Annotated in this window: 25 protein-coding genes; 15 read left to right on the top strand and 10 right to left on the bottom strand. The window is 35.8% G+C overall.

The features are described from left to right. Positions 1–89: 89 nt before the first annotated feature. Positions 90–479 carry a ribosome recycling factor family protein gene (locus RM573_RS02395; RefSeq protein ID WP_311576660.1) on the bottom strand — a complete coding sequence of 130 codons (390 nt, stop codon included), beginning with the start codon at positions 477–479 and terminating at the stop codon, positions 90–92. A gap of 36 nt (positions 480–515) precedes the next feature. Next, the gene (locus RM573_RS02390; protein ID WP_311576656.1) at positions 516–1,265 is read right to left on the bottom strand and encodes an SDR family oxidoreductase; all 750 of its coding nucleotides are present in this window, start codon (positions 1,263–1,265) and stop codon (positions 516–518) included. Between the two features lie 229 nt (positions 1,266–1,494). Between RM573_RS02390 and RM573_RS02385 the strand changes: the two genes are divergently transcribed. From RM573_RS02385 to RM573_RS02375, 3 genes are all read left to right on the top strand, one after another. Continuing rightward, the gene (locus RM573_RS02385; protein WP_432280203.1) at positions 1,495–2,175 is read left to right on the top strand and encodes an AzlC family ABC transporter permease; all 681 of its coding nucleotides are present in this window, start codon (positions 1,495–1,497) and stop codon (positions 2,173–2,175) included. Beyond that, a complete protein-coding gene (locus RM573_RS02380) occupies positions 2,175–2,486 on the top strand; it encodes an AzlD domain-containing protein (RefSeq protein WP_311576648.1) in 312 nt (103 codons plus the stop codon). Before RM573_RS02385 ends, RM573_RS02380 begins: the two co-directional genes overlap by 1 nt. 212 nt (positions 2,487–2,698) lie before the next feature. Next, complete coding sequence (locus RM573_RS02375) at positions 2,699–4,138, top strand: zinc-binding metallopeptidase family protein (protein WP_311576645.1); 1,440 nt, start codon at positions 2,699–2,701, stop codon at positions 4,136–4,138. A 106-nt stretch (positions 4,139–4,244) separates the two neighbouring features. Here the strand turns inward: RM573_RS02375 and RM573_RS02370 are convergent, their stop codons facing one another. Further along, on the bottom strand, positions 4,245–5,354 hold the full coding sequence (locus RM573_RS02370; RefSeq protein WP_311576641.1) for a 1-acyl-sn-glycerol-3-phosphate acyltransferase: 1,110 nt from the start codon (positions 5,352–5,354) through the stop codon (positions 4,245–4,247). 188 nt (positions 5,355–5,542) lie between these two features. Beyond that, entirely contained in the window at positions 5,543–5,872 is a 330-nt protein-coding gene (locus tag RM573_RS02365) for a DUF3718 domain-containing protein (RefSeq protein WP_311576638.1), read from the bottom strand. Between the two features lie 315 nt (positions 5,873–6,187). On the opposite strand from RM573_RS02365, the gene RM573_RS02360 reads away from it, so the two are divergent. From RM573_RS02360 to arfB, 3 genes are all read left to right on the top strand, one after another. Further along, positions 6,188–6,697, top strand: a complete 510-nt coding sequence (locus tag RM573_RS02360; protein WP_311576635.1) for a GNAT family N-acetyltransferase — start codon at positions 6,188–6,190, stop codon at positions 6,695–6,697. A 288-nt stretch (positions 6,698–6,985) separates the two neighbouring features. Beyond that, positions 6,986–7,342 carry a ribosome hibernation-promoting factor, HPF/YfiA family gene (gene hpf / locus RM573_RS02355; protein WP_311576632.1) on the top strand — a complete coding sequence of 119 codons (357 nt, stop codon included), beginning with the start codon at positions 6,986–6,988 and terminating at the stop codon, positions 7,340–7,342. A gap of 70 nt (positions 7,343–7,412) precedes the next feature. Beyond that, the gene (gene arfB / locus RM573_RS02350) at positions 7,413–7,832 is read left to right on the top strand and encodes an alternative ribosome rescue aminoacyl-tRNA hydrolase ArfB (protein ID WP_311576628.1); all 420 of its coding nucleotides are present in this window, start codon (positions 7,413–7,415) and stop codon (positions 7,830–7,832) included. 94 nt (positions 7,833–7,926) lie between these two features. Here the strand turns inward: arfB and RM573_RS02345 are convergent, their stop codons facing one another. The 3 genes from RM573_RS02345 to RM573_RS02335 form a co-directional block, all read right to left on the bottom strand. Next, on the bottom strand, positions 7,927–8,670 hold the full coding sequence (locus RM573_RS02345) for a peptidylprolyl isomerase (RefSeq protein WP_311576625.1): 744 nt from the start codon (positions 8,668–8,670) through the stop codon (positions 7,927–7,929). A 175-nt stretch (positions 8,671–8,845) separates the two neighbouring features. Further along, positions 8,846–9,496, bottom strand: coding sequence for a signal peptidase I (gene lepB, locus RM573_RS02340; protein ID WP_311576622.1), 651 nt, complete (start codon positions 9,494–9,496; stop codon positions 8,846–8,848). A gap of 206 nt (positions 9,497–9,702) precedes the next feature. Further along, entirely contained in the window at positions 9,703–10,467 is a 765-nt protein-coding gene (locus RM573_RS02335) for a class I SAM-dependent methyltransferase (RefSeq protein ID WP_311576619.1), read from the bottom strand. Between the two features lie 132 nt (positions 10,468–10,599). Here RM573_RS02335 and RM573_RS02330 point away from each other — a divergent pair, with 132 nt between their 5' ends. From RM573_RS02330 to RM573_RS02315, 4 genes are all read left to right on the top strand, one after another. Further along, the gene (locus RM573_RS02330; protein ID WP_432280202.1) at positions 10,600–11,115 is read left to right on the top strand and encodes an RNA methyltransferase; all 516 of its coding nucleotides are present in this window, start codon (positions 10,600–10,602) and stop codon (positions 11,113–11,115) included. 188 nt (positions 11,116–11,303) lie between these two features. Beyond that, a complete protein-coding gene (locus tag RM573_RS02325) occupies positions 11,304–11,513 on the top strand; it encodes a cold-shock protein (RefSeq protein WP_303451569.1) in 210 nt (69 codons plus the stop codon). 292 nt (positions 11,514–11,805) lie between these two features. Continuing rightward, positions 11,806–12,606, top strand: a complete 801-nt coding sequence (locus tag RM573_RS02320; protein WP_311576609.1) for a DUF2884 family protein — start codon at positions 11,806–11,808, stop codon at positions 12,604–12,606. A gap of 232 nt (positions 12,607–12,838) precedes the next feature. Then, positions 12,839–13,582 carry a tRNA-uridine aminocarboxypropyltransferase gene (locus RM573_RS02315; RefSeq protein WP_311576606.1) on the top strand — a complete coding sequence of 248 codons (744 nt, stop codon included), beginning with the start codon at positions 12,839–12,841 and terminating at the stop codon, positions 13,580–13,582. 144 nt (positions 13,583–13,726) lie between these two features. Here RM573_RS02315 and RM573_RS02310 read toward each other — a convergent pair whose 3' ends face one another. Further along, positions 13,727–14,578 carry a PEP-CTERM sorting domain-containing protein gene (locus tag RM573_RS02310; protein WP_311576603.1) on the bottom strand — a complete coding sequence of 284 codons (852 nt, stop codon included), beginning with the start codon at positions 14,576–14,578 and terminating at the stop codon, positions 13,727–13,729. A gap of 274 nt (positions 14,579–14,852) precedes the next feature. Between RM573_RS02310 and prsT the strand changes: the two genes are divergently transcribed. Next, positions 14,853–17,642 (top strand): XrtA/PEP-CTERM system TPR-repeat protein PrsT, encoded by a 2,790-nt coding sequence (gene prsT, locus RM573_RS02305; protein ID WP_311576600.1) that lies wholly within the window; start codon positions 14,853–14,855, stop codon positions 17,640–17,642. 64 nt (positions 17,643–17,706) lie between these two features. Here the strand turns inward: prsT and RM573_RS02300 are convergent, their stop codons facing one another. Next, a complete protein-coding gene (locus RM573_RS02300; protein WP_311576597.1) occupies positions 17,707–19,359 on the bottom strand; it encodes a DUF8614 domain-containing protein in 1,653 nt (550 codons plus the stop codon). A gap of 158 nt (positions 19,360–19,517) precedes the next feature. After that, a complete protein-coding gene (rpsT, locus tag RM573_RS02295) occupies positions 19,518–19,778 on the bottom strand; it encodes a 30S ribosomal protein S20 (protein WP_311576594.1) in 261 nt (86 codons plus the stop codon). 247 nt (positions 19,779–20,025) lie between these two features. Here rpsT and murJ point away from each other — a divergent pair, with 247 nt between their 5' ends. The 4 genes from murJ to lspA all read left to right on the top strand — a co-directional run bounded on the left by murJ (position 20,026) and on the right by lspA (position 26,202). Continuing rightward, a complete protein-coding gene (gene murJ, locus RM573_RS02290; protein ID WP_311576591.1) occupies positions 20,026–21,597 on the top strand; it encodes a murein biosynthesis integral membrane protein MurJ in 1,572 nt (523 codons plus the stop codon). A 133-nt stretch (positions 21,598–21,730) separates the two neighbouring features. Beyond that, positions 21,731–22,681 carry a bifunctional riboflavin kinase/FAD synthetase gene (gene ribF / locus RM573_RS02285; protein WP_311576588.1) on the top strand — a complete coding sequence of 317 codons (951 nt, stop codon included), beginning with the start codon at positions 21,731–21,733 and terminating at the stop codon, positions 22,679–22,681. Positions 22,682–22,735: 54 nt separating this feature from the next. After that, positions 22,736–25,573 carry an isoleucine--tRNA ligase gene (gene ileS, locus RM573_RS02280; protein WP_311576585.1) on the top strand — a complete coding sequence of 946 codons (2,838 nt, stop codon included), beginning with the start codon at positions 22,736–22,738 and terminating at the stop codon, positions 25,571–25,573. A 116-nt stretch (positions 25,574–25,689) separates the two neighbouring features. After that, a complete protein-coding gene (lspA, locus tag RM573_RS02275; RefSeq protein WP_311576583.1) occupies positions 25,690–26,202 on the top strand; it encodes a signal peptidase II in 513 nt (170 codons plus the stop codon). Position 26,203: the final 1 nt, after the last annotated feature.

Raw genomic sequence — 26,203 nt, 5'->3', positions numbered from 1 at the left:
TAGATAATTTTTAAAGCACTCAATTGAGTGCTTTTTTTTGAGTGATTTTTATTCAAATAAGCGGTAGCTGCACAGTTAAGCTAAATGATTTATTCATCTGACCATTCAATTTCGTCAATCACTTTTCTTGCTTGAATTACCGTACAATCGGTTTTAGCCATCAGTTCATTAACGGTGATACCCGTATTTTTTTTCGCGATATCTACTAATAAACGGTGAGAGAATTGTTGACCATCTTGTTTTAATTTTTTAGCGACCCATAACCAACTGTCTTCACCTTGACTTTCTATTAACGAAATCACTTGATGAATTTCTTCTGGTGTTGCTGTTAATCGCCAGTTTCGAGAACGACCTATTCTCGCTAGTTCGCAGCCTGCCTCACGAATGATGGCTTTAATGGCGTATGCTTTCATCACCCGTCTTAAAAATGAGGGTAGAGTAATCGTGGTCGTTTTCGTTTGATGAGGGTATCGTTTCATTGTCTTTATTTTAAAACAGTTCGCTATCGATTTACATTATTTTCCGCCGGCTAAATCAATATGACTACCGGTGACATAAGAGGCTTTGTCTGATAATAACCAGACAATGGCTTGGGCAACTTCTTCAGGTTGGCCGCCTCTTTTCATAGGAATATTATGGCTCAAACGATCAACGCGATTTGGCTCTCCACCATCACCGTTTATTTCGGTATAAATCAAACCTGGCCGCACTCCGTTCACACGAATCTTTTGTTCTGCGACCTCAAGTGATAAGCCTATTGTTATCGTGTCTATGGCTCCCTTGCTAGCCGCATAATCTATATATTCACCAGGCGCACCTAAACGTGAGGCAGCAGAAGAGACATTGACAATAGCACCGCCATTGCCGCCATATTTTATTGCCATACGCTTCACCGCTTCTTTGCAGCATAATAGTGTGCCAGTGACATTAGTGTTTAACACTTTACTGATTTGCTCAGCGTTTAAAGCTGCTATGGTCGATTGTTGGAATAATATACCTGCATTATTTACCAACATGGTTAACTTACCGTTAATTTTGTCTATTTGATTAAATAACTCAATAATATCAGATTCTTGAGAGATATCGGCTTGAATAGCTTGTGCTGAGCCATCATGTTCAATAATATGCTCAACAACTGTTAACGCAGCTTCTTGATTTTTATGGTAGTGAACAATTATATGTAAATTTTGCTGAGCAAGAAGTTTTGCTGTTGCAGCGCCAATCCCGCGACTCGCTCCAGTGATTAACGCAATATTTTCTTTCATTATTTACCTATCGTGAATGTTTGATAAATGAATAATATTAAAAATTCAATGAAATCAATAGCATTAATTTTTCACCAGTTAAACTATTAATGGACAAGCGCATTGCATGATCAGCTAACTCATCAATATTCACGCTTAAGGTACTATGTCAGAGACAAATAAACAGCAATCCACCTTTTCTAACACAATTGGTTTTAATGCAGTCTTTCGTATTGTCATCAAAGGCTTTATGGATATGATGCCGCTAAATTTAGCCGTGATACCGTGGGGGATTTTGTGTGGCTCTTTGGCGATTCAGCGGGATTTTTCAGTGCTTGAAGCCTTATTAATGCCATTGATTGTTTTTGCAGGCTCTGCTCAGTTGGTAGCAACTGAATTAATTGGAGGCAATGCGCCTTTAGCCACTATTTTATTTACCACGTTTATTATTAGTTCTCGACATTTTCTTTATGGCTTGTCGTTACGAGATAAAATGAAAGTTTTGCCAAGCCGATGGCGGTATCCTTTAGGTTTTTTGTTAACCGATGAACTTTTTGCTTTATCAACACATAGCCGAGCGTTTAAGGGAAAAGTCAGGCTGATATATGCTTTAGCTTCAGGAGGGAGTTTTTATATTTGTTGGTTACTTTGGAATATTATCGGTATTTTTGCGGGTAGTTATTTACCGGATTTAACGTCACTGGGTTTAGACTTTGCCATTGCGGTTACTTTTATTGCTTTAGTGATCCCTTCGATTAAAAACAGTTCTATTCTGGTTGCTGTCATTGTTTCTGGGAGCTGCTCTGTGATTTTTAAACTATTAAGTTGGGAATTAGATCTCGTCTTATCCGCGCTAATGGGAATGCTCGCTGGTTATTATGTTTTGCGTTATCAACAAAAAGTTAAATCTAAATCGCAGGAGCAAAATTGATGACATTAGTGACTATATTATTAATGGCAATGATCACATTTTTAACGCGATATTTATTTATACACCCGAAAATTCCGTTACGCTTAAATGCCAAAGTAGTAAGTTTTTTGAGTTTTAGTGCGCCTGCTGTTTTAACGGCTATTTGGGTGCCTATAATTTTTATTCGTGAAGGAGAGTTGGCGCTTTCATTGACGAATCCTTATATAATAGCGGCAACAGTTGCTGTATTGCTGGCCTCGAAAAAAGTCAATATTTACCTCATTCTTTTAACTAGCGGCGCATTATTTATTACTTTAAAAATGCTCTACTAACATTTTATTCTGTGTTTTTTAAAGAAAATTACCAGACCTTTTTAAATCGAATTTTTAATTGTTTAAAGGAGATAAAACGTTATTTTATTGTTGTATTGTCAATTTAACATCTATTTTATACCGTTTAACGATTAATTCAGGTTTAGCTCTTGTTTTCTCTAATTAATCGCTTTTATTATACAAGTGAGATTTATTTTGAGAACAATAATTTAATGAACATTAAAACTACATTATCGAGTATTGCTATTATTACCGCAGTTGCTTTCTCTTCAGGAAGTCACGCTTTTGAAAAAGTAAAATCAGCTGAGAAAAAGAAACAAGTGTCTAGTTGGTTAAGCCTTTCTAAAAAAGAGTTATCAGCAGTTGAAGCTTACGGTGAAGAATACAAAGACTATATTTACAAAACACCAACAGAGTTAACTTTTGTCACAGAGACCATTAAACGCGCCGAAAAAGCAGGGTTTAAACGTTTAACCGAAAAAAGTAAGTTAAAAGCTGGGGCTCGTTTTTATGACGTAAATCGTGACCGTACAATCTCGTTGATTGTTATAGGGAAAAAGGGGTTAGAACAAGGGACAAGAATTGTTGGTGCTCATATTGATTCACCGCGCTTAGAATTAAAAGGTCGTCCTGTCTATGAAAAACAAAAGTTTGCCATGTTTCAAACTTATGTTCATGGCGGTATTAAAACCTATCAATGGGTGAATATTCCATTAGCGCTAGTTGGACGTGTTGATAAAAAAGACGGCTCAGTAGTGAATATCTCGGTTGGATTTGATGAGAATGATCCTATTTTTATGGTGCCAGATCTAGCGCCACATGTTGATCACCCCAACAGAAGTCGCACAAGCCGAAATGTTATCAGTAAAGAAGAGCTAGATGTCATTGTTGCGGCAAAACCAGACTTTGATAAAAAAGTGAAAGATATTGTTGTTAGCTATTTAGAAAAAGAATACGGGATCACTGAAGCAGATTTAGTCTCTTCTGAGCTTGCCTTAGTGCCTGCAACTAAACCGCGTGATGTTGGCTTAGATCGCAGTTTAATTGCTGCATATGGTCATGATGATAAAGCTTCGTCTATTGCCGCGGTTAAAGCTATTTTTGAGCAAAAAACACCAGAATATACTTCAATTGCTTATCTAGTTGATAACGAAGAAGTGGGCAATATAAATAACACTGGTGCAAGTTCGACCTATTTAGTCGATTTGCTAAGTGGAATGTTATACAACGAAAAAGCAGACAATTATAATGATTATCTACTCCGTAAGGTCTTACGTAATACTAAAGTAATTTCGGCTGATGTGAACCCAGGGGTCAATCCAACCTGGTCGAATGTTTGGGAATTAGGAAATGCCCCTCGTTTAGGTAATGGCATCAATTTAAAACTTTACGGTGGTGGCTTTAACGCTAACTCTGAGTATATGGCGTGGACACGCAATTATTTAGATAACAATAAGATTAAGTGGCAAACATCAACCTATAAAGGTAAAGCGTCTGGCGGTACGATTGGCAGTGATTTGTCGAATGATAATATGGAAGTTATAGATTTTGGCGTGCCAATCCTTTCAATACATTCGCCGTATGCCGTTGGCTCAAAAGTTGACTTATATTCTTTGTATAAAGCGATGTCGGCATTTTATCGTCAAAAATAATTTCAATCTTGAATAAAATGTACTGAAATAAAAACCGCCATTTGGCGGTTTTTTTTGAGTATTATTAAGAGCATAAACTTAAATAGCTTACCTGAATAACTAGTTGTTATAGCACTTGTTCTAGTGACTTTTTGGAAAAAACAGGGTTAGCATACATCGTTAGTAACCAATGTTTCTGCTCTTGTGTTAATTGTTGAACTCTTTCGCTGAGTGCATCATTTAAATTGGTCATATTATTTGAATTATTTAGTTGTTCGTATGCACTTAAATTACTTTTGTAGAGTTTATAATGTTGGATTATTTGATTGTCTATGGCGAGTGCGATCGCCTTACTGTCTTCGAATTCGCCTTGTATTGGCTGACAAAAACTAACGTGTACTTTTCCTTTTTGCCCTAAAATTCCTTGAGTAATGCTTTTTAAATCTTCGTTTTCATGTTTTTGATAACTACCTGTTGCTTGCCTTTGAGCAAGTTCTTTAGCCTTGTCGTGATCACAGGGATCAAATTCATAAGAAATTGACACAGGAATAATGTTTAACTCACAAAGGTAGTCAGCAATACTTGTTTCTTTATTTTTATTTAACAGTAACATTGAGATCAACGCCGCATTAGTTTTGTCTATGCCATCTTTGGCACGACCTTCTTTTTGTGCGATCCAAATGTTTTGTTTTTTCTCGGTTAAGCTGTGATGAATATAACTCGATAAATGTTTCGAAGCTGTGAGCATTGCTCGTTTAGTTTTTTCGCTGCGTTTAACAATAAAACTTTTGTTAATTCGCATTAAATCGGCGACCCATTCTTTGTGTAATAAATTATCACCTACAGCCGCTTCTACGGTATCAATATTATTTTTATGAAGCGCATAATTGACTAGGGCGGCATCTAAAACAATATCTCGGTGATTACTGATAAACAGACAAGGTTTAGTATGGTCGAAGTTTTCTAATCCGCTGTAAGTAAAACCACTGGTGCTAGTTTTAATGATTTTATCGAGATATTTAGCAACTTCGGCTTGAATATCGTTAATGCAATGAATGTTTTTTACACGACTTGTTAAGCTTAACTTCACTATAAAATTAGCGACCGCAGGAAGATACTTTTTCAAAAAAGGCAGTGAAAATTGTGCAATAGATTCTTGCAGTTCTTTTTCATTTATTAATTTATGAAGTACGTGGTTTACCTCATCATCTCGATAAGGTCGAATATCATCAAACATCAACGTTCTCTATATAAATGCCTAATAGCATAAGGATTAAATATTTCGAAAAGATTATATCGTAAAAGGGTTTTTAAGGGGAATAGCAAAGCTAAGTTTTACCAATAATAAATGCTGATTAAATAAGGGGTGGGAGAAAACTTATTTAATCGGCATTGTCATGACAGATTATTATAAAAGTGGATAAATTATAAAGCGGCGATATCGTTAATACTGACATGCCCTTTAATGCGTCCGCGGTTAAGTAAGGCATTCATTTTTTCAGGTGACTTGCCATATTTGCTAACAAAGTCAGTAATATTTTGTTCGTTACATTTGATGTTATAAACAACGTATGCGTTGCTTAATCTCGACTCTTTAATTGCTTTGTTCAGAGCAACTCGACTGCCCGATGCCGCCTTCATACATAATTCAGTTGAAATATTACTGTCTGCTGCAACAAGGGTTGATGCGTTTGCAAGACCAGCCAAAGATAAAGAAATGGTTAAAGTGGTTAAAATTTTAGTAACTGTTTTCATAGTGCTTCTCCTGTGAATGCTTAAGTGGTGCATTGCAGTCATAGTGCCAATATTTTAAATTGTATGAATATCATGTGGTTACGTGTTTTTCGTGTGTTTTTCGTGTGTTTTTCTGTTTCTCTTGAATAAGTTGGATAAATAATGAAGTGGTCAAAAAGGCTAAAATTTGGTTTTTTATTTTGTGCTGAAATTTCAAGTGACGCGATTGGCTGTTAACTTTTGTTGAGTAGAATTCACTTGGGATATTTATAACTTTTGGGTAAGCTTTTCACTACTTTTAAACGTTCAAATTTCAACTCTACCGCGCGAAGTCAAATGATAATACTTGAAACAGAAAGATTAATATTGAGGTTACTTACCAAAAATGATCAACAGATGATTTTGACGTTATTAAACGAACCTTCATTTATTAAAAATATTGGTGATAAAAATGTTCGCAGTTTAACCGATGCTTGGGAATATATTTCAAACGGCCCTTTAGCTATGCAGAATTCGCTTGGCTTTAGTTTATATTGTTGCGAGCTTAAAAATAGCGGCGAGGTTATTGGTCTTTCGGGTTTAATAAAAAGGCAAGGTATTGCACACCCTGAAATCGGCTTTGCATTTTTAAATAAATATTGTCAAAAAGGCTATGGTTTTGAATCTGCCAAAGCGGTATTGAACTATGCCAGCAAAGCGCTTAAATTAAATACACTTCAGGCTATTTGTAATCCAGATAATCATGCGTCTTCCGTATTATTAACAAAACTTGGCTTTACATTGAAAAAACAAATTTCACTTGAGCAAATTTCGCAAAAAGTAAATTTATTTGAAAGAGCAATTTAAAATTTTTCATTAATAACTTATAAGCTTTTCCCTAGAAATATTTTTAATGAGTATGTTTAGCCAGTTTCTTGGATTTCTATTTCATGTAGATATTTTTTATGGCGCTCATTTTAACGGGCGACTTGTCATGTTCTGGGGAAGTAAACGAAAGCGTTGTGGAAAATTTAATATATTTTTGTTGTAAAAATAACCGCTTGATGACATTTATCAACTTTTTCACGGTTTATACTTGCGTTTTTCAGCTTTTCACCCGAATCTTAGTATGAGCAACAACAAAAAGGAAAAGCTATGAAAATAAATCTTTCTGGTCACCATGTAGAAGTTTCAGACTCTATCAGAGAACATATTGAAGAAAAGTTTTCAAAAATCGCCACACATTTCCCAACACTTATTGCATTAGAAGTTATTGTTTCTTTAGAACATGGTAAACACCATGTTGAGCTAAGCACGAACTATGAAGGAGCAACAGTCTCCGTTTCAAGTGATGATACAGTTATGTATCCTGCTATTGCGAGTGCAGCTAAAAAATTAGATGCCGCTTTAAAACATAGAAAAGGACAATTAAAAGCAAACTTACATGCTAAACCTATTGCCACAAGTCCAGATATTGCCCATGAGAAAGTACAAGCATTAAACCTTGGTTAAGGTCATTTTTCCATTCAAAGAAAACAGGGACTTAGGTTCCTGTTTTTGATCAAACTGAGAATTTTTAGCAATGTCTGAATTATCCATATCAAATAATGTTGAGCTAGCCATTGACGAGATAGAATTAACCGCTATTCGTGCACAAGGAGCCGGGGGGCAAAATGTTAACAAAGTGTCTTCGGCAATTCATCTTCGTTTTAATATTCAACAATCATCGCTGCCTGACTTTTATAAAGAGCGACTCTTAGCGATGAAAGATCAACGTATAAATAATCAAGGAGAAATTGTTCTTAAAGCACAGCAATTTCGTACTCAAGAAAAAAATAAAGCAGATGCAATTGCACGTTTAGTTTTGTTAATTAAAAGCGTCGCGGTTGTACAAAAAACGAGAAAAGCGACTAAGCCAACGAAGTCTTCTACACGAAAGCGGCTTGATAATAAAACGAGACGAAGTCAAACGAAGTCGCTTCGTACTAAGGTTAATTTTTGATTTAACCTTTCTACATTATATCGTTCGGGTAGATGATAAAGGCTTTTAGGGAAGAGGTGAGTAAGCACTCGTAAAGCACTGACTCATTTAATGATTATTTTTTCAAGCGAAAACTAGTTATTAAGCCAAGAAACACGATGGCGTACCATATCAATGAGCCGCCGCCACTACTGGTATTTTCATTAGGCGAGTCTGTATCACTATCAATACTTGTATTCTTAATCGAGCTTAATCCGCTATCGGTACTTACCGTAGCATCAAAAATTACGACTTGATAAATTGTCACAAAGTTCTCTGTACTCGGTACTGCACTTGTGTCTGAACATTGCTCAGCATAATCAGGCATAGGTAATTCCTGAAAACCAGAATAACCGGTATTACATCTTTCAACAGCTGCAATTAAATTAACCACATCCATACCGTCTTCAATCACTTCACCAAAAACACTGAAACCACCATTTTGAGTATCTAATTGTGCGCCAGATGTACTATTATTTTCTAAGTTGATAAACCATTGACTCGTTGCACTATTAACAACGCCACCTTGTTTCGCCATCGCAATGGTGGCTTTGACATTTGAATAAATCGGCTCATTAATAATCGCGTCTTCAACGTCAATCCAAACAGGAGGTAATGTTCCTTCAAATTTTGCCCCACCACCTTGAATTATAAAATCATCAACCGTTCTATGAATGATAGTGTCGTTATAACTACCATCATTGACATAGTTTAGAAAGTTTTCGACAGTTTTTGGTGTCGTTTCATCATGTAGATTCACTTTAAAATTACCGTGTGAAGTTTGAAATTCTACGATAGTTGCATGAGCAGAAACGCTCAAAAATCCTAGTGTAGATAACACTGGAATAAGTAATTTTTTAAAAATGTTGTTAATCATAAAATTGGATGTTTGTATAAAATCGAGGCGAAGATAATAGTAAGTTAGGAGCTAAACGACAAGTAATTTTTGTTTGCTACTTGTCGAAGACTTATTCATTAAACGCTAGTGACCTTTTTTATATATCAAGCAAGAACCTTGCTTTTCTTGGTAGGAAATAATTGTTGTAATCTAGCGATAACACAACTTTTGATGAACGGCCGATGATTTCACTACGTGGAACAAAACCAATCACTCGTGAGTCAGCACTGTTATTTCGGTTGTCACCTAATACTAAATAGTGGTCTTTTGGTACTTTTACAGAGTTAAAACTTCTTAAAGGCGAAGGATTGTTGGTAATTTGAATGCGGTGAGGGTTTTGGTTGATCTCTTCATCAAGAATGACTTTATCGCTATTGATTTGCTTGCCTGTATAGGCGATTTTTTGATGATTAATGGTTAGTTTATTGTTTGACATGGCAACAATGTCGCCAGGAACACCAATAACTCTTTTAACCAATCGTTTATTTGCTGCTTTAGACTCAAAGATAATAATGTCATTTACTTGTGGATCAGCTAATTTTATTAATGATTGTTGGGTAAAAGGTATATTAATATCATAAGCAAGTTTATTAATTAGAATCCTGTCACCTTCAACAATTGTTGGTTTCATTGAGCCAGTAGGTACATCATTCCAATCGGCTACGGCACTTCTAAAAATTAACATTAAAGTAATAAAAACGATTAACGATTTGTTTTCAATCCATATTTTACTAACCATATTTTTCATAAATTTTGCTCAACTCTATTAGAAACGTTTTAAAATAGGATGATTCAGCTTAGGTTTAGTTCCTACGCATTTTTATTATACTTCAGGGTTTATGTAACAAATTATGACTACCTATTAGATGCTGAAGAAGTAAAAGCGTTTAGGTCATCAACCAAGTTTCCCAGAAATCATAAGTTACAACGTCAAGGAAACTTAAGTTAAGGTCATTATTTAGCGACTGGTTTTCGAAACACTAAAGTAAATCGATCCGTATTACCTGTTACTGTTTTTCTACCTACTTCATAACGTAGTTCATCGTCAGGTCGATAAAACATGTCTGAAGACTTCTCTAAAATAAAGCCAGCAGATTGCACTTCTAAAATCACTTTTACAGGATCTTCTCTTCTAGCAAGCTCTCTGGTTTCAACTGCCATGTGACGTCGGGTATGATCAACAATGACATATAGTCCGCCTGGTTTTAACGCATTGAACGCTTCATTATTTAATTTAGTTTTATCAGCTAAATTAAAGTTATGATATTCACGAATGTTTAAAATCATGTCTGCGTCATTCATGCCAAATGATAATTTGCCTAAATCATATCTAAATTCTTGGTTGTTCCAAGAAAGTTCTATAGGTAATTTTATCGTAGATTCAAAGCCCTTCTGAGAGAGTATCGGGTCTAAGTCAGTCAACCATTGTGTATTATATGCAAGATGAAGTTCTCCTTTTTCAGCCAATAAAGGGGCTAATATTTTGGTATACCAGCCATTACCAGGTGCAAATTCAATCACTTTCATATTCTGTTTAAAACCAAAAAATGATAATGCTTGAACGGGTGAACGATTATTATCTCTTAGCTTATCAGCGTCGGTTCTATGAGACATTTTTATGACGTCAGTGATGTTTTGTTGCAGAGAGGTCACCTTTGCAGAAGCATTTGCTCCAAACAATATCGTTATAGTGAGTAGCGGGATCAGCCTAGTTTTCATAATAGTCCTTTTTATAGTGATGTTATTTTTAATATCTAGATCTATCACTTGGCACTTATCTTTAAAAGCAATAAAATCATTTCTTTTAAGCTAAATGATTACTACTACCGATGAATAATGATGAAAAATGACGTGCAAAATTCTACAGTAATGGTCGGTTTAACAAACCCCAAAAGTCCGAGTAATGTAGGTGCTGTAATGAGAGCAGCTGGTTGCTATGGGGTTAATGAGGTGATATATACTGGCCAGCGATATCAACAAGCGGCGAAATTTTCTACCGATACCAAAAATATTTCACAACAAATCCCGTTAACACCAGTAGAGTCGCTCATATCGAATAAAGATGAAAATGTTGAGGTGGTTTGTGTTGAACTGGTTGAAGGAGCAACACCTTTACCTTTGTTTGAACACCCGAGAAATGCCCTTTATATCTTAGGTCCGGAAGATGGCAGTATCAGCCAAAAGCTTGTTGATGAAGCTGATCATGTTGTCTATATACCAACCAAAGGTTGTATGAATTTAGCTGCTACTGTCAATGTGGTTTTATATGATCGTCTTGCGAAATCTGAACATTTAGATATCAGCAATGAGCTAATTAAACAAAGTAGAGATACGAATAATAAAATCAAAGTTAAAAATAACAATTGACGATAAAAACGAAATAGCTTGACTCTTAGCTGTAAATCATTAGAATTCAAATCAGCTAGAAAGTAAGACCTATTTTTATATACATCGTATCGCGTTATTAGTAGCTCGTCCCGTTTGATAAGTAATAGTTACACTTCCTGCAACACCGCCTTAGGGCAAAACATTACTCAATTAAATAGGAAAGTATTATGTCTGAGACAACTACTGGTACAGTTAAATGGTTCAACGAATCTAAAGGTTTTGGTTTTATCGAGCAAGAATCTGGTCCTGACGTGTTTGCACACTTCAGCGCTATCTCTGGCGACGGTTTCAAAACTTTAGCAGAAGGTCAAAAAGTTCAGTTTACTGTTACTCAAGGCCAAAAAGGTCCTCAAGCTGAAAACATCGTAGCTTTATAATTTAAGTTTTCTTTAAAGAAAATATAAATTAATGAAAGGATAAGATTTTAATCTTATCCTTTTTTAATGCCTCAATTTTAGTATATATATTGTTGAATTAAGGAAAGCCCACTTCATTTATTGAATGGTTTAATTCACTACTTTTTAGTTTTTATCATCACTTCTTTATTTCTTATCACAATTAACAAATAGAAATATTTTAATATTTCAAATAAATCAATGGGTTACCTTTTGGCACTAGTTTTGAATATAAACAAACAGCATAAAGTGTTATCACATAAAGGGTATTCCAATGAAATCTTTACTTGCTACAGCCGTTTTATTATCAACTACTACCGCGTTTGCTCATGATACGAGTTTCTCTTCAGACTCATGTAATATTGAATTGAATGCAGGGGTAAAAATTAATAAAAACTTTATTGAGTTTACTAAAAATGATCAAGCGCTCTATAAAATCATTAATAATGAAATTTTAATTGTAAATGGCAAAGAAGTTGAATTGAATGATTATCAGCAATCGTTAGTTTTAGAATACTCAACGAGTATTCGCTCTGTATTGCCAGAAGCGAAAGAACTTGCTTTTGATGCCATTGAAATAGCTGTAGAAGGGGTAAATTTAGCCTTTAACGAGTTATTAGGAGAAAATAATGACGTTGGTGAAGATCTTACCGAGCATTTATATGGGATCCGAGATGAAGTAGATCGACGCTTTGCTAGTGAAAATGAGTTTTATATCGATGAACATGGTGATTTTGCTGACGACTTTTTTAATGAAGAGTTGGAACAACGTATTGAAGCGGCCGTAGAAGATACCATTCAAAATTCATTAGGAAGCTTATTGATTGCTGTAGGGCAAGAGATGTTATTTGCTGGTGGTGATATGGAAGCTTTTGAAGCTCGAATGGAAAATTTTGGCGAGCAAATTGAGAGGGATATAGAGTATCGTGCAGAAAAGTTAGAAAAGAGAGGCGAGGCTTTATGTCATACCGTTTATAAAATTGATGGTATAGAAACGCAATTAAGCCAAAGTATCGATGAATTATCTGATTTTAATGTGATTGATGCAGATTTAGATAAAAGAAATAAAGCATAGATTCATTTGAAAAGGCGCTTAAATGAAGTGACCTCATAAAGTAGACTCATTGCTAAACGTCAACCATGGCCTGAATTCGATTTTGCATCGGACTCAGGCTTTTTAGTTTCAGCTTAATGCTTTTATTGTTGTAGTGAAAAAACATGAAAAGTACCTAATTAGCATTGTTACTGTTCATTTAGAGGGGGATCTTTTAAAATATGGTTAAATTAGTTTTAACTCCTACAACTTCATGCACGCTGTTAATCGTTTATTTCAATATCGTAAAAGTATTTCGACTACTGTCTACAAATCAAGAGGGCAACGATTAATTCGCTGTGAATTATGCCACTTAGCAAAAGAAAACTGTGTTTGCCAATTAAAAGTAACGCTTAATAGTAAAGTTGGCTTTTTATTGCTGATGTATGATACCGAGGTCTTAAAACCAAGCAATACAGGAAAGCTAATCGCCGACTTAATTCCTGAAACTTTTGCTTTTTTATGGTCACGGACCTCCGTTGAGCAAGAGCTTATCGATTTAATTCATGATGATAATTGGCAGCCCTATATTGTATTTCCTGAAGAATACGCGAAAGAAAATCAACAAGTATTCAATCAAGAGATCGATGATAAAAGCAATAAAAAACCATTGTTTATTATGTTAGATGGTAGCTGGCGAGAAGCTAAAAAAATATTTAGAAAAAGTCCATATTTAAATGGGTTACCTATACTCTCTATTGATCCGCAGTCTTTCATTCATAAAGATTACTTACCAAAATATCAATTAAGAAGTTCAGAAAAAATCAATCAATTATGTACTGCTGAAGTCGCTGCGCAAGTTCTAGCTGTAGCTGGAGAACCGGTCAATGCTAAAATTTTGGACAGTTGGTTTGATGTTTATAGTTATCAGTATCAAAAAAGTGTTTGCCAAACAAATAAAGGCGATCCTCAAGCACAACAAAGATATGAGTCGTTAATTCAAGCTTATCAATATTAGCTGTTCAATTGGGGGGTTGTCTTCTTGTTCTAGAGACAGGCGAGGGGGCATTGTTTCAGTTTACTATTGGTAAAATGACTTTAATTATAAATTTAAGAGATAAAAAAACGACCTATAAGGTCGTTTTTTCGTCGAATATATTGCTTACTTAGCGTTGATTTTACGACGGTAAGCGATACCAGCCATACCTAACAACATTAATAATAATGTTTGTGGCTCTGGCACTGTAGTTTGATTGTCTGGGTCTCTTACTGAAACTAAACCTTCAATAATGTCATTGGCACAAGACATAGCCCAACGAAATGCAATTTGATTTGCTGTTGCTAAAGCCGTATTGGCGACATCAAATGTAAATGAGATTTTTCCATTACCAGCAGACCAGTTACTCCAAGCAGAATTCCAGTAAGTAGAATCTGCATCATAAGTGTTACCGTTGTAATGGATATTGTCATAAGCATTATTTGAACTATTTGGATTGTAATAATTAGTATTCTTTAATGAAACTGCTTGATTATGACGGTTTGTACCACTATTTGAATATTTTAAATCACCAGAATTAAAACCAGAAACTAAGCGACCTTGACCACTTGAGGTGTTATCACGGTCATCCCAACGACCACCATCACCGTTTTCCCAGTCTTGAATAGTATATGCATAATTCCAGTCGGTATTATTCCACGTGTCATTGGCACTATTAGGCTTCCAAGGAGAATCAAAGTCAGTAACGTTTGTTGACATAAATAAATCACCAAATACGATACCGTAGTCGTCATTTTTGCCAACAAAGTTTGTGAAAATATCAACGGTCATTTGAGTACCTGTTCTCGATACTTCCATTTTTGATATATCATAAATGCTTTCGCTACCTTTAACATCACCTGAGTAACCGGCACCAATATAATTATCATTTATCACTGTAGCAGGAATATTACCAGCAGTAGCTGTAATACAAGATAGTGACAATGCTGAAACTGCAATCCATTTTAAACATTTCATACTAATTCAAACCTTAAACTTTTAAATGCTAACTAAGTATTTTCATCATTGATAACGATTAAGCAAATTATACGCCAATATTGAAAAACGATTAAAAATCAATGTGTTGCTTGTTTTTTGTGGTGATGAGTAGTTTTAGATACTCTCAAGGTGTAAAAAACTTAGACACTTTTATTATAGTTGCTGTAACGAATGTATTTATCATATCATAGGCCTCATCAAATATTAAAGAGTCATTGTTTTGGATAGTAAAAATAGAATGGGAATTAAAGGGATGACAATCAAGAAAGTAGTCGCTTTTAGTGTTTTACTCAGCGGTTCAGTTATTGCAGCACAATCAAGTAGTAATGAGCCTTTTGAAAATGCGCTAAAAAGTTTTTACATGGAAGATTTGAACTCAGCTGTTATACACCTTAAAAATGCCTTAAAAAATAACCCTAAACATTTGCCTTCTCGAATCTTAATGGCTGAAATTCTTATTGCTCAAGGTGATGGTGCTGGTGCCGAAATTGAATTGAAATTTGCAGAGCAAGGTAATGCCGATGATAAAAAAACGTTATTGTTATTGCTGGAAGCTTATTTATTACAAAATAAATACGATCTAGTGATCAATAAAGCTACGCCTATTCCTGGGAGCGAGAAACTTTCAAGTGATATTTTGGTGCTTAAAGGTAGAGCATTATTTAACAAAAACAATACAGTATTAGCACAAGCTGAATATCAAGATGCGCTCGAATTAAATCCTCGAAATTATGAAGCTTTTCTCGGTTTAGCTCAAGTTGCATATAAAAGAAATCAATATGAAGAGGCGCTTAAATATATTGAGCAAACACTTAAGCTTTCGCCGTTAAATACCAATGCAATGCAAATGAAAGCAAGTATTTATCAAATTAAAGGTGATATTGATCAAGCCATCAAGGCCATAAGTGAAGCGATAGCCATTAATGTTAAACATTTTCCTGCTTTGTTAACCAGAGCCAGCATTTTAATTGAGCAACAAAAATTTAATCAAGCGTTGGACGATGTTAATGTTATTTTAGCTGATGTGCCAAACGAACCAAGAGCTAACTATTTAAAGGCAATTATTACCAATGCCTTAGGCTTGTCGGATGAATTTTCTAAAACGACCAGTCATTTAGATGTCGTTTTAACCGGTATGCCTGATGATATAATGAAAGAAAATCCTATCTATTATTATTTGGCGGGTTTGGTTAACTTTAATCAAGGAGAGTTTTTAAAAGCGCAAGATGATCTTCGTGATTATATTGATATCGTCAATGATGATATCAGAGCAATGAAATTAATTGCACAGGTTGAATTTGCTTTAAATGAAGCTTATTCAGCAAAAAACTACCTGATCAAAGCTCGCTTGTTAAATCCTGATGATATTCAAATTTGGACATTATTAGGGAAAGCATACGATATGACCGGAGAAGTTGAAAAAGCAGAGTTATATTTTACTGATGTTGTTAAAGCACTTCCTAAATCAGCGTCTGCTCATTTTGACTTAGGTAATCTTCAGTTAAGAATGGGGCAATCTCAAAAAGCGCTTGAAAACCTTATTAAGGCAGAGGAATTATCTCAGCATCATCCAAAATTCACTTTTCAATTAGTCAAAGCTTTCCAGCAATCTAAACAATATCAAAAAGCATTAACTATCCTGGTTTCATTAATTGAAAAAGATAAAAATAGTAGTTTTCTTTATCTACAACAGGGGATTTTGCAAGGGTTACTCAGCCAACATTCAGCTGCAAGGAGCAGTTTTGAACAAGCTGTTTCTTTAGATGAAAACAATATTGACGCCATTGTTCATTTAGCACGAATGGACATGGTGGAAGGAGATATCGCAAGTGCAAGAGAGAGATTGTTAGCGAAGTTATCTACCTTGTCCGATCATCCTATGTTAATGGTGGAATTAGGGAATACCTACACACAAAAAAATGAAATAGATCAAGCACAAAAATATTATGAGAAAGCCTATAGCTTAAATAGAAATAGTACGCTTGCGGTTAATAAGGTGTTAGATATTTATTCAGCTAAAGGTGACATTGGTAAAGCAATTGAAGTTTCTACAGAATTTCTCGCTAGGAATAATAAAAATGCACAAATTCAACAAAGGCTTGCAGGATTTTACTTGGCGAATAAGAATTTTGATAAAGCAAGTAACTCATTCCAATTAGCGGTGAAATATGCTGCGGATAAATCCGCCGTATTATCTGCTTTTGCTGACGGCCAATTAACCATGCGTAACCCTGAAGGCGCCATTAGTAGTTTACAAAAATCAATTGCTTGGAATGAAAATTTCATTAGTGCCTATTTGAAATTAATCCATTTATTAGCAAAGAATAATCAGGAAGATGAAGCGCTGGCCGTGATTAACAGCCTGAACGAAAAACTCAACTTTCCTGCATTAATATTGTCGTTAAAAGGTGATGTTTACTTACAGTTAGAGAAATTCACGCAAGCAGAACAATTTTATCGTGAATCTTTATCAATGGATAAATCACAAAAAACAACATTAAGTTTGTCTCAAGCTTTAATTGCTCAAGAAAAGTTTGACGAAGCGACTTCAATGTTATTTAACTTACATGCAACTGAGCCGAAAAGTACCTTGATTGCCATAGCCTTAGCAGATGTTTATATGGCTACAAATAAAGCTGAGCAAGCGGCCACTCTTTATGAAAAACAAATTAACATCAATGGTTCATTACCAATCCTACTAAACAATGCTGCCATTGTTAATATTGCGCTTGACCGTCATGATAAAGCGTTAAAATATGCGAAAGAGGCCTATGATAAAATGCCCGATAATGTCGCTATAATGGACACCATGGCGTGGGCACTCACTAAATCAGATCAACCTGACAAAGCCTTAAATATATTTCGAAATGTGTTAGCCGTAGAATCAGATAATGCTGAAGTTAAATATCATCTTGCGGTAAACTTAGTTATGTTGAAACGAGAAAATGAAGCAATAAAATATTTGAAAGAAGCGATCGACTCTACACAAAGCTTTTCTGAAATAGAACAAGCAAAAGCATTGTTGGTTAGATTAGAGTCTTAAAACGAAAGAATTTTATCGTGAACAATAAAGTGAGGCTAGAGTTAAATAGCCTCACTTTTATTTTTTACAATCCGAGAACTTTTTTCCCTTGCTCAAATACGATATCCACAGGTACATTACCGGCAGATAGTTTTGCAAGATCTTGTGCAAGTTGCTCACCTATATTACCACTTTCATTCACTAATTTTTGTACTCCTTGATAATCGCCATCACCTTGAATGGTTAATATCAAAGCAGAAAGTGAATTAATTGCCTCAGTCATTTTCTCCATATTCACCGCATATAAACCTTGTTCATTGCGTGTGAATGCACCATGTTCGGCAAAGTAATTAAAGCGAACCATGTTTGCTTTGCCATGTGCAGAGCTTGCGCCAAAGCGTACTGAACGGAATATTCCGGCTAAAAAAGTCGTATAATAATCAGCTAATTCACCCTCGGTGATCGCTTTCTTTTCCAGCAATTGACTGATCATGTATAAACCAAGAATATCTGCCTTGCCTTCTTCTAAGGCAGAAGCATGTTCTTTCAATGCTTGTCTAACGGTACCTTTGTTATTAATCGTATTTTTAATACCTAAACCATGTGCCACTTCATGAAACATAGTGTTGGCAAAGAAAGCGTTAAAGGTTACGTTTTTCCGTTGCTCTGGCACAATTAAAGTTTGAGCAATAGGTTGCATGATTGCATCATACTTTGCACGCATTGCGTTTTTAAGTTGTAAGCGTCTTGTCCCTTTCTCTAATTGTACTTGTTCATCATTCGGTAAATTAATTGCGATAGTTTTACCGCCTGAATTAGCATGACCTGACACATAAACCACGTCGTAGGCATTTAAATCTGCATCAGAGCCAGGTGTTTCTTTTTTATAGGTTTTATTGACAGGTAAGCCTTTTTGTAGCTCTGGCAAATAAGCGGCATACTTGGCAAGTTTTTCACTCCATGCCATATCTTTAACAAGTACATAAGATTCGAAAGCAGCTCTATAACCATATAATTGGTCTTCGTAAGTTTCAATTGGCCCAATGACTACATCAATTGGATTGTTTTTCATGTCCATCCAAGCAAAATCTGATGCTTGATAATCATCGGTTCTTAATGCTTGTGCTCGCATCTTCAAATATTGTGCGAATTCTTTATCTTGGGCAAACGTAGAAGCTTTCTCTAAAATAACGGCAATTCGGTTTAACTCATCACTATATAATTCAGAATATGCGATAGAGGTTAACTTTCCGTTATCGTCTCGTTTTATAACTGAATATAATCCCGTTTTATCAGCAATATTTGATTGTTCAAACTCTTCCTTTGTCATATCGGCAGGGTAAAATTGTGCTCCTAAAGGTTTTGCATCAACCCCGGAAATGAAGGCTTTGTCGCCATTTAATCGATCCCATGGACCGTAATTTATCTGAGTAAATTGTTTGACTTGCTCATCGGTGATTTTCGCGAGGAAGCTATCTTTGTTATCACCAAAGGCTTGCTGCCAATATAAGTCATCAATAATATCTGATGCTTCTATTAATAACGACAGCATTTGTTTTTGATCAGACGTTAAGTGTGAAATATCACTAGAAAGTTTAACGGTTTTATATATATCAAGCTTGTTTTCATATTCAGGAACAAGTGCTATGGAGTGATTATTTGTTGGTGTTTGCTCTAAACAACCAGTAAGTGATGAAGTTGCTATAGCAACAATTGCTGCAATTTTTGAAAGTTTCATTATCTAACCTTTTTGTCATTATTGGTTAGAGACTAAAAAATTATATAGCTAATGGCAACAGTTATAAGCCGATTGTTGAAAGTTTGTGAGAGTAGGGTAAATTTTGCAGAAAAAAAAACCGGCTATTGCCGGTTTTTTAACTATTTTCATTCAAAAAATTAAAGAGCTTTAATAGCTGCGTTTAAACGACTTTTGCTACGTGCTGCTTTATTTTTGTGAATAAGACCTTTACTTGCGTAACGATCAAGAATTGGTGTCGCTGCAACAAATTCTGCTGCTGCAGTTTCTTTGTCACCGGCTTCAATTGCAGCGTTAACTTTCTTTAATAAAGTACGCATCATTGAGCGACGACTTGCATTGTGTTGACGGCGCTTTTCTGATTGTGTTGCGCGCTTCTTAGCTTGCTTTGAATTAGCCAAGGTGAACTCCTAAAATGATTAAATATAGCCTAAATTTAAGGCGACGAAATATGCCTTTTTTTCAGCGTATTGTCAAACCTTTTCGATGTTTTATTTTAACTTGTTACTATGTTTTATCGCAAGCCTTTACTGAGTTTTTTACATAACAATTAAAATTCCCAGGATGTAAAGGAATAAGGACTTGTTTAACAAGGTAAAAACAACGCATAATTCTAGTATTAAAAAACGTGCTTTATTTGAGGGTACCTTGAGTCGTAAATTAGTAAAATCTGGCATAATTGTAAGTGCGATGACTTTAGTTTCGAGAGTGCTAGGTTTAGTAAGGGATGTCGTTATTGCTAATTTAATGGGAGCAGGGGCATCGGCGGATGCTTTTTTCTTTGCTAATAAAATTCCTAATTTTCTACGACGACTTTTTGCTGAAGGTGCGTTTGCTCAATCTTTTGTGCCTGTCTTAAGTGAATATCATCAAAATGATCAGGATAATCAAACGCAAGAAACACGAAAATTAATTGCCCAAGTTTCAGGAACCTTAGGTGTGATCATTACCTTAGTGACGTTATTTGGCATGATTGCTTCTCCTTTAATTGTGATGGTATTTGGCCCTGGGTTTTACATGGAGTCAATACAACAAGATGGTAGTGAAAAGTTTGATTTGGCTTCGAGCTTATTAAAAATCACCTTTCCTTATTTATGGTTTATAAGTTTAACAGCCCTGTCAGGCGCCATTTTAAACACCTATGGTCGATTTGCCGTTTCGTCATTTACTCCGGTATTGTTGAATATCTGCATTATTTCAATGGCAATATTTGGACGAGATTGGTTTGCCAGTCCTGAATATGCATTAGCTTGGGGAGTTTTTCTCGGTGGGCTTGTTCAGTTTATTTTTCAGTTGCCTTTTTTATATCGAGCGGGTGCTTTAGTTAAACCAACATGGGGCTGGCGAACGAAAGGCGTGACTAAAATTCGCAAATTGATGGCTCCAGCTTTATTTGGGGTTTCTGTTACCCAAATTAACTTATTACTCGATACACAAATTGCTACGTTATTAGTGACTGGCTCAGTGAGTTGGTTGTATTATGCGGATAGATTATTAGAATTCCCCTTAGGACTCTTTGGTATTGGTATTGCAACGGTTATTTTACCCAGTTTAGCTAAGCTACATACCAAGAAAAGTCACGATGAATTTGCGTTGACTATCGATTGGGGCATTAAAATAATAAATTTGTTTGGTTGGCCTGCCTTAGTTGGGCTAATGGTATTAGCTCAGCCGATTATTATGATTCTTTTTATGCGGGGTGAATTTACTCAATTTCATGTTGTCCAGGTCTCTTTTGCGTTATTTGCATACCTTTCAGGACTGGTAAGCTTCATGTTTATTAAAGTGTTAGCCCCAGGGTATTATGCTCGACAAGATACTAAAACGCCGGTCAAAATTGGCATTAAAGCTATGGTGGCTAATATGGCCTTTAATATTATGTTGGCGCCGTTTTTTGGTTATGTTGGTTTAGCTATGGCAACGACGTTATCGGCCAGTTTAAATGCTTATTGGCTATATAGCGGATTAAAAACTCAAAATGTATATTGTTTAACAACAGCGGCCAAAAAACTTATCGTGAAAGTGGCCTTGTCATCTATTGTGATGGCGTTCGTGGTTTACTTTTTATCCCCTCCTTTTGAACATTGGTTAACCTTTACATTTCTAGAGCAAATTTTGCAATTACTGTTTTGTATTGTTTCTGGGGGAATTTGTTATTTTGTTTCGATACTTTTGTTAGGTGTGAGATTTAACGATTTTAAAGTAATTTCGACAAAGTAAAAAAATTACCAACAAATTACGCTCAAGTGCTGATTCTTACTATTGACTACGCTATAATTCGTCGATTTTTTAGATAAAGTTGCTTTTCTTTTTTAGAAAATAACGAATAAGGTAAGAAAGGTTTGTTGGTTTAATGCAGTTAATACGTGGGATCCACAATATAAAGTCAGTCGAAAATTCGAGTGATAATAATGGCTGTGTACTAACCATTGGTAATTTTGACGGTGTTCATTTAGGTCATCAACAAGTCATCAAGGCGTTAGTGGAAAAAGCTAAGCGTTTAAATTGTATTGCTACGGTTTTAGTTTTTGAACCTCAACCACAAGAGTTGTTTTCTCCTGAGACAGCGCCTGCGCGTTTAACTCGGTTAAGAGATAAATATGTTTTACTCGAACGTTTAGGTGTTGAACGTTTGATTTGTGTGAACTTTAATCAAAAATTTGCGCAATTAACTGCTAAGGATTTTGTTGAAAAATTATTAGTTAAACAATTGAATGTCAAATATCTCATTATTGGTGATGACTTTCATTTTGGGAAAAATCGTCAAGGAAATTTTGAGACGTTATGCGATGCAGGTAAATATTTTGATTTTGGTGTTTCTGATACTGCTAGTTATAAAGTATCAGCATGCAGAATTAGTAGTACGGAAATACGTAAAGCGCTCGAAAATAATAAATTAAAAGAAGCTGAGCAAATGCTAGGTCGGCCATATTCTATTATCGGTCGGGTATTTCATGGCGATAAAAGAGGGCGTGAATTAGGCTTTCCTACCGCTAATGTTTTGCTAAAAAGACGCGTATCGCCTGTATCGGGTGTTTATGTAGTTAAAGTAAAGACCAATAACGGTGATTTTTTTGGTGTAGCGAATATAGGCTCAAGGCCAACTGTTTCAGGTATCAGACAACAACTAGAAGTTCATATCTTTAATTTTCAGCAAGATATTTATGGGCAATCTATTGAAGTGGTTTTACTGCATAAACTACGTGAAGAACAACGTTTTAATTCACTGAATGAGTTAAAACAACAAATTAGTAAAGATAGTGAGCAAGCTTGGCAATTTACACAGGCTTTAAGCTTAGATTGATTAATATGCATGTTGGTGTGAACCAGCTAGATTAAATAACGGACCGTAATTTAAATGAGTGATTATAAACATACATTGAATTTGCCAGATACTAAGTTTCCAATGAAAGGAAATATGGCAAATCGTGAACCGCAAATGTTAAAAGACTGGAGCGAAAAGGAGCTATACAGCAAAATTCGTGCGGCGAAAAAAGGTAAGAAATCTTTTATTTTGCATGATGGTCCTCCGTACGCAAACGGTAATATTCATTTAGGTCATTCAGTTAATAAAATTTTAAAAGACGTTATTATTAAATCTAAAACATTATCTGATTTTGATTCTCCTTATGTTCCTGGTTGGGATTGTCACGGCTTACCTATTGAATTAATGGTTGAAAAAAAGGTCGGCAAACCGGGTCATAAAGTAACAGCTGCACAATTTCGTCAAAAATGTCGTGAATATGCGGCCAAACAAGTTGATGGTCAACGTCAAGATTTTAAACGTTTAGGTGTTTTTGGTGACTGGGAGAATCCCTATTTAACCATGAACTTCGATACGGAAGCGAATATCATCCGAGCGCTGGGAAAAATAGCTGAAAATGGTCATTTAGAACAGGGCTTTAAACCTGTTCATTGGTGTACAGATTGCGGCAGTGCTTTGGCTGAAGCTGAAGTAGAATATCAAGATAAAATGTCACCAGCGATTGATGTAAAATTCAATGTGGTAGATGAAGCGCTTGCCGATAAATTTTCCCACCCTGAAGGACATTCAGGTGAAGGCCAAATTGGCGTCGTTATCTGGACGACTACTCCATGGACTTTACCGGCAAACCGGGCTGTTTCTGTTCACCCCGATGTAGAATACTCACTAATACAATACGAGAATGAGCAGGGCAAAGCACGTTTAATTCTTGCAACTGATTTGGTGAAAGCGTGTATGGACCGCTTTGGTATTGAAAAATATCACGCCTTAGGTTTTGCTAAAGGTGCTGAGTTAGATCGCGCTGAAGTTAAACATCCATTTTATGATTTTAACGTCCCTATTATTTGTGGTGAGCATGTTACAACTGATTCTGGTACAGGTTGTGTACATACGGCGCCTGGTCATGGTGTTGACGATTTTGTTGTCGGCAAAGCATACAATTTAGAAGTTGCAAACCCTGTTGGCGCTAATGGTGTTTATCTTGAAGGCACTGAGCTTTTTGAAGGTCAGCATGTCTTTAAAGCCAACAATAGTGTTGTTGAAGTGTTAAAACAACATGGTGCCTTAATGCATCATCATGCTTATGAGCATTCTTATCCTCATTGTTGGCGACATAAAACGCCGATAATTTTCCGTGCTACTCCGCAATGGTTTATCAGCATGGACAAAGCTGGTTTGCGTCAAGATTCGTTAAAAGAAATTACTAAAACACAGTGGATCCCTGATTGGGGGCAAAGCCGTATCGAGTCTATGGTAGAAGGTCGCCCTGATTGGTGTATCTCTCGTCAACGTACATGGGGTGTTCCTATTGCGTTATTTATCAATAAAGACACAGGTGCATTGCATCCTCGTAGTATTGAACTTATTGAAGAAGTCGCTAAACGAGTTGAAAAAGAAGGTATACAAGCTTGGTTTGATCTAGAAGCCAGTGAATTGATTGGCGATGACGCTGAACAATTTATCAAAGTACCTGATACGTTAGATGTTTGGTTTGACTCAGGTACTACCCATTACTCTGTGGTGGATGCACGTGAAGAACTTAATGCAGGCGCTGATTTATATTTGGAAGGCTCTGATCAGCACCGTGGTTGGTTTATGTCTTCAATGATATCTTCTGTTGCAATGAATGGTAAAGCGCCATATAAACAAGTGTTAACACATGGTTTTACCGTCGATGAAAAAGGCCATAAAATGTCGAAATCATTAGGGAATGTTATTACTCCTGATGAAATCACCAAGCAATATGGTGCTGATATTTTGCGTTTATGGACGGCTTCGGTGAACTACACGCAAGAAATTACGGTATCGAAAGAGATATTTAAACGTCAGGCAGATGCGTATCGACGTATACGTAATACGTCTCGATTCTTGTTAGCGAATATAAATGGCTTCGAACCGGCGAATCATTCTGTTGCTTTCGAAGATATGGTTGCTTTAGATCGTTGGGTAGTAGGAAAAGCTGCCGAGTTACAAGCTGACATTATTAATGCTTATGATGAATACGAGTTTCATCAAGTTGTTCACAAGATGATGAATTTCTGTACTAATGAGCTAGGTGGTTTTTACTTAGACATAATTAAAGATAGACAATATACCGCTAAAGATAACAGTGTGGCGCGTCGTTCATGCCAAACAGCTATGTATTTGATTGCTGAAGCAATGACCCGTTGGATGGCGCCTATTTTATCTTTCACCGCACAAGAAATTTGGACAGCGTTACCTGCACCAGTTTCAGGTGAGCGTGATGAATTTGTTTTCACCAATGTTTGGTTTGATGGTTTATCATCTATGGCTGACGGAAGTGAATTAAATAACGAATTTTGGAGCCAATTACTGCAAGTACGCGGTGAAGTCAATAAAGCTTTAGAGCTGGCTCGTAAAGAAAAACAAGTGGGTAAAGCACTTGAAGCAAAAGTAACTTTGTATACGAATGAAGCTTTAGCCGCTATTTTAAATCACTTAGGCGATGAACTACGTTTTGTTTTAATTACGTCTGCAGCGAATGTTGAGGTAGTGATTGAAAAACCAGCCAATGCTAATGATACTGAAATTGATGGTTTATGGCTTAGTGTTGAACCTGCAGAAGGTAAAAAATGCGATCGTTGTTGGCATGTCACGACAGATGTTGGTCAACATTCGGCCCATGAATTACTTTGTGGTCGTTGTATTAGTAATGTTGATGGTGATGGCGAAACACGGAAATTTGCTTAATTTTAACTAAGTAGATGAAGAGAATGCTCAGTTATTAGTGATGTCACTATTGGTAACTGAGCATTTTTCATTCAGAGCATTTGGTTGTTTAACTTAATAATATTTCAGAGAAATTAATGACCTTTTTAAAAATCAATTCAAGTTTGCAGTGGCTATGGCTCACGGCAATATTTTTAATCATCGACCAAATAACCAAGCAATGGGTTGCCGGTTCAATGGAACTTTATCAGTCGATTAATATTCTTCCATTTTTTAATATTACTTACGCACAAAATCATGGCGCGGCTTTTAGTTTTTTAGCTGATCAAAGTGGCTGGCAACGTTGGTTTTTCACTTCAATTGCCGCAATCGCTTCGGTAGTATTTCTAGTTTGGTTAAAACGAACGCCAAAAGAACAACCACTATTAGCCGCAGCACTGGCTTGTATGTTAAGTGGAGCTTTAGGCAATTTAATTGACCGTTCAATGTTTGGTTACGTTATCGACTTCTTGGATTTTTATGTCAAGGGGTATCATTGGCCAACATTTAATGTCGCCGATTCAATCATCTTTGTAGGCGCGGCTTTAATGATAATTGATTCATTTAAGCAAGACAAAACCTCTAAAAATCAGGATGCGAAAGAGAACTGAT

This window comes from Thalassotalea castellviae (assembly GCF_031846185.1).
GTDB classification, from domain to species: Bacteria; Pseudomonadota; Gammaproteobacteria; order Enterobacterales; family Alteromonadaceae; genus Thalassotalea_H; species Thalassotalea_H castellviae.
This window is presented reverse-complemented; position numbering and strand designations above follow the sequence as displayed.

What these genes read in the sequence shown, in the direction of transcription:
- prsT (WP_311576600.1), top strand. Translation starts at nt 14,853, where the DNA reads ATGACAATCAAGAAAGTAGTCGCTTTTAGTGTTTTACTCAGCGGTTCA.
- RM573_RS02395 (WP_311576660.1), bottom strand. Translation starts at nt 479, where the DNA reads ATGAAACGATACCCTCATCAAACGAAAACGACCACGATTACTCTACCC.
- RM573_RS02370 (WP_311576641.1), bottom strand. Translation starts at nt 5,354, where the DNA reads ATGTTTGATGATATTCGACCTTATCGAGATGATGAGGTAAACCACGTA.
- arfB (WP_311576628.1), top strand. Translation starts at nt 7,413, where the DNA reads ATGTCTGAATTATCCATATCAAATAATGTTGAGCTAGCCATTGACGAG.
- hpf (WP_311576632.1), top strand. Translation starts at nt 6,986, where the DNA reads ATGAAAATAAATCTTTCTGGTCACCATGTAGAAGTTTCAGACTCTATC.
- RM573_RS02310 (WP_311576603.1), bottom strand. Translation starts at nt 14,578, where the DNA reads ATGAAATGTTTAAAATGGATTGCAGTTTCAGCATTGTCACTATCTTGT.
- lspA (WP_311576583.1), top strand. Translation starts at nt 25,690, where the DNA reads ATGACCTTTTTAAAAATCAATTCAAGTTTGCAGTGGCTATGGCTCACG.
- RM573_RS02380 (WP_311576648.1), top strand. Translation starts at nt 2,175, where the DNA reads ATGACATTAGTGACTATATTATTAATGGCAATGATCACATTTTTAACG.
- RM573_RS02390 (WP_311576656.1), bottom strand. Translation starts at nt 1,265, where the DNA reads ATGAAAGAAAATATTGCGTTAATCACTGGAGCGAGTCGCGGGATTGGC.
- RM573_RS02365 (WP_311576638.1), bottom strand. Translation starts at nt 5,872, where the DNA reads ATGAAAACAGTTACTAAAATTTTAACCACTTTAACCATTTCTTTATCT.
- ileS (WP_311576585.1), top strand. Translation starts at nt 22,736, where the DNA reads ATGAGTGATTATAAACATACATTGAATTTGCCAGATACTAAGTTTCCA.
- RM573_RS02325 (WP_303451569.1), top strand. Translation starts at nt 11,304, where the DNA reads ATGTCTGAGACAACTACTGGTACAGTTAAATGGTTCAACGAATCTAAA.
- lepB (WP_311576622.1), bottom strand. Translation starts at nt 9,496, where the DNA reads ATGAAAAATATGGTTAGTAAAATATGGATTGAAAACAAATCGTTAATC.
- RM573_RS02320 (WP_311576609.1), top strand. Translation starts at nt 11,806, where the DNA reads ATGAAATCTTTACTTGCTACAGCCGTTTTATTATCAACTACTACCGCG.
- RM573_RS02315 (WP_311576606.1), top strand. Translation starts at nt 12,839, where the DNA reads ATGCACGCTGTTAATCGTTTATTTCAATATCGTAAAAGTATTTCGACT.
- ribF (WP_311576588.1), top strand. Translation starts at nt 21,731, where the DNA reads ATGCAGTTAATACGTGGGATCCACAATATAAAGTCAGTCGAAAATTCG.
- RM573_RS02375 (WP_311576645.1), top strand. Translation starts at nt 2,699, where the DNA reads ATGAACATTAAAACTACATTATCGAGTATTGCTATTATTACCGCAGTT.
- RM573_RS02360 (WP_311576635.1), top strand. Translation starts at nt 6,188, where the DNA reads ATGATAATACTTGAAACAGAAAGATTAATATTGAGGTTACTTACCAAA.
- RM573_RS02385 (WP_432280203.1), top strand. Translation starts at nt 1,495, where the DNA reads ATGGATATGATGCCGCTAAATTTAGCCGTGATACCGTGGGGGATTTTG.
- RM573_RS02300 (WP_311576597.1), bottom strand. Translation starts at nt 19,359, where the DNA reads ATGAAACTTTCAAAAATTGCAGCAATTGTTGCTATAGCAACTTCATCA.
- RM573_RS02335 (WP_311576619.1), bottom strand. Translation starts at nt 10,467, where the DNA reads ATGAAAACTAGGCTGATCCCGCTACTCACTATAACGATATTGTTTGGA.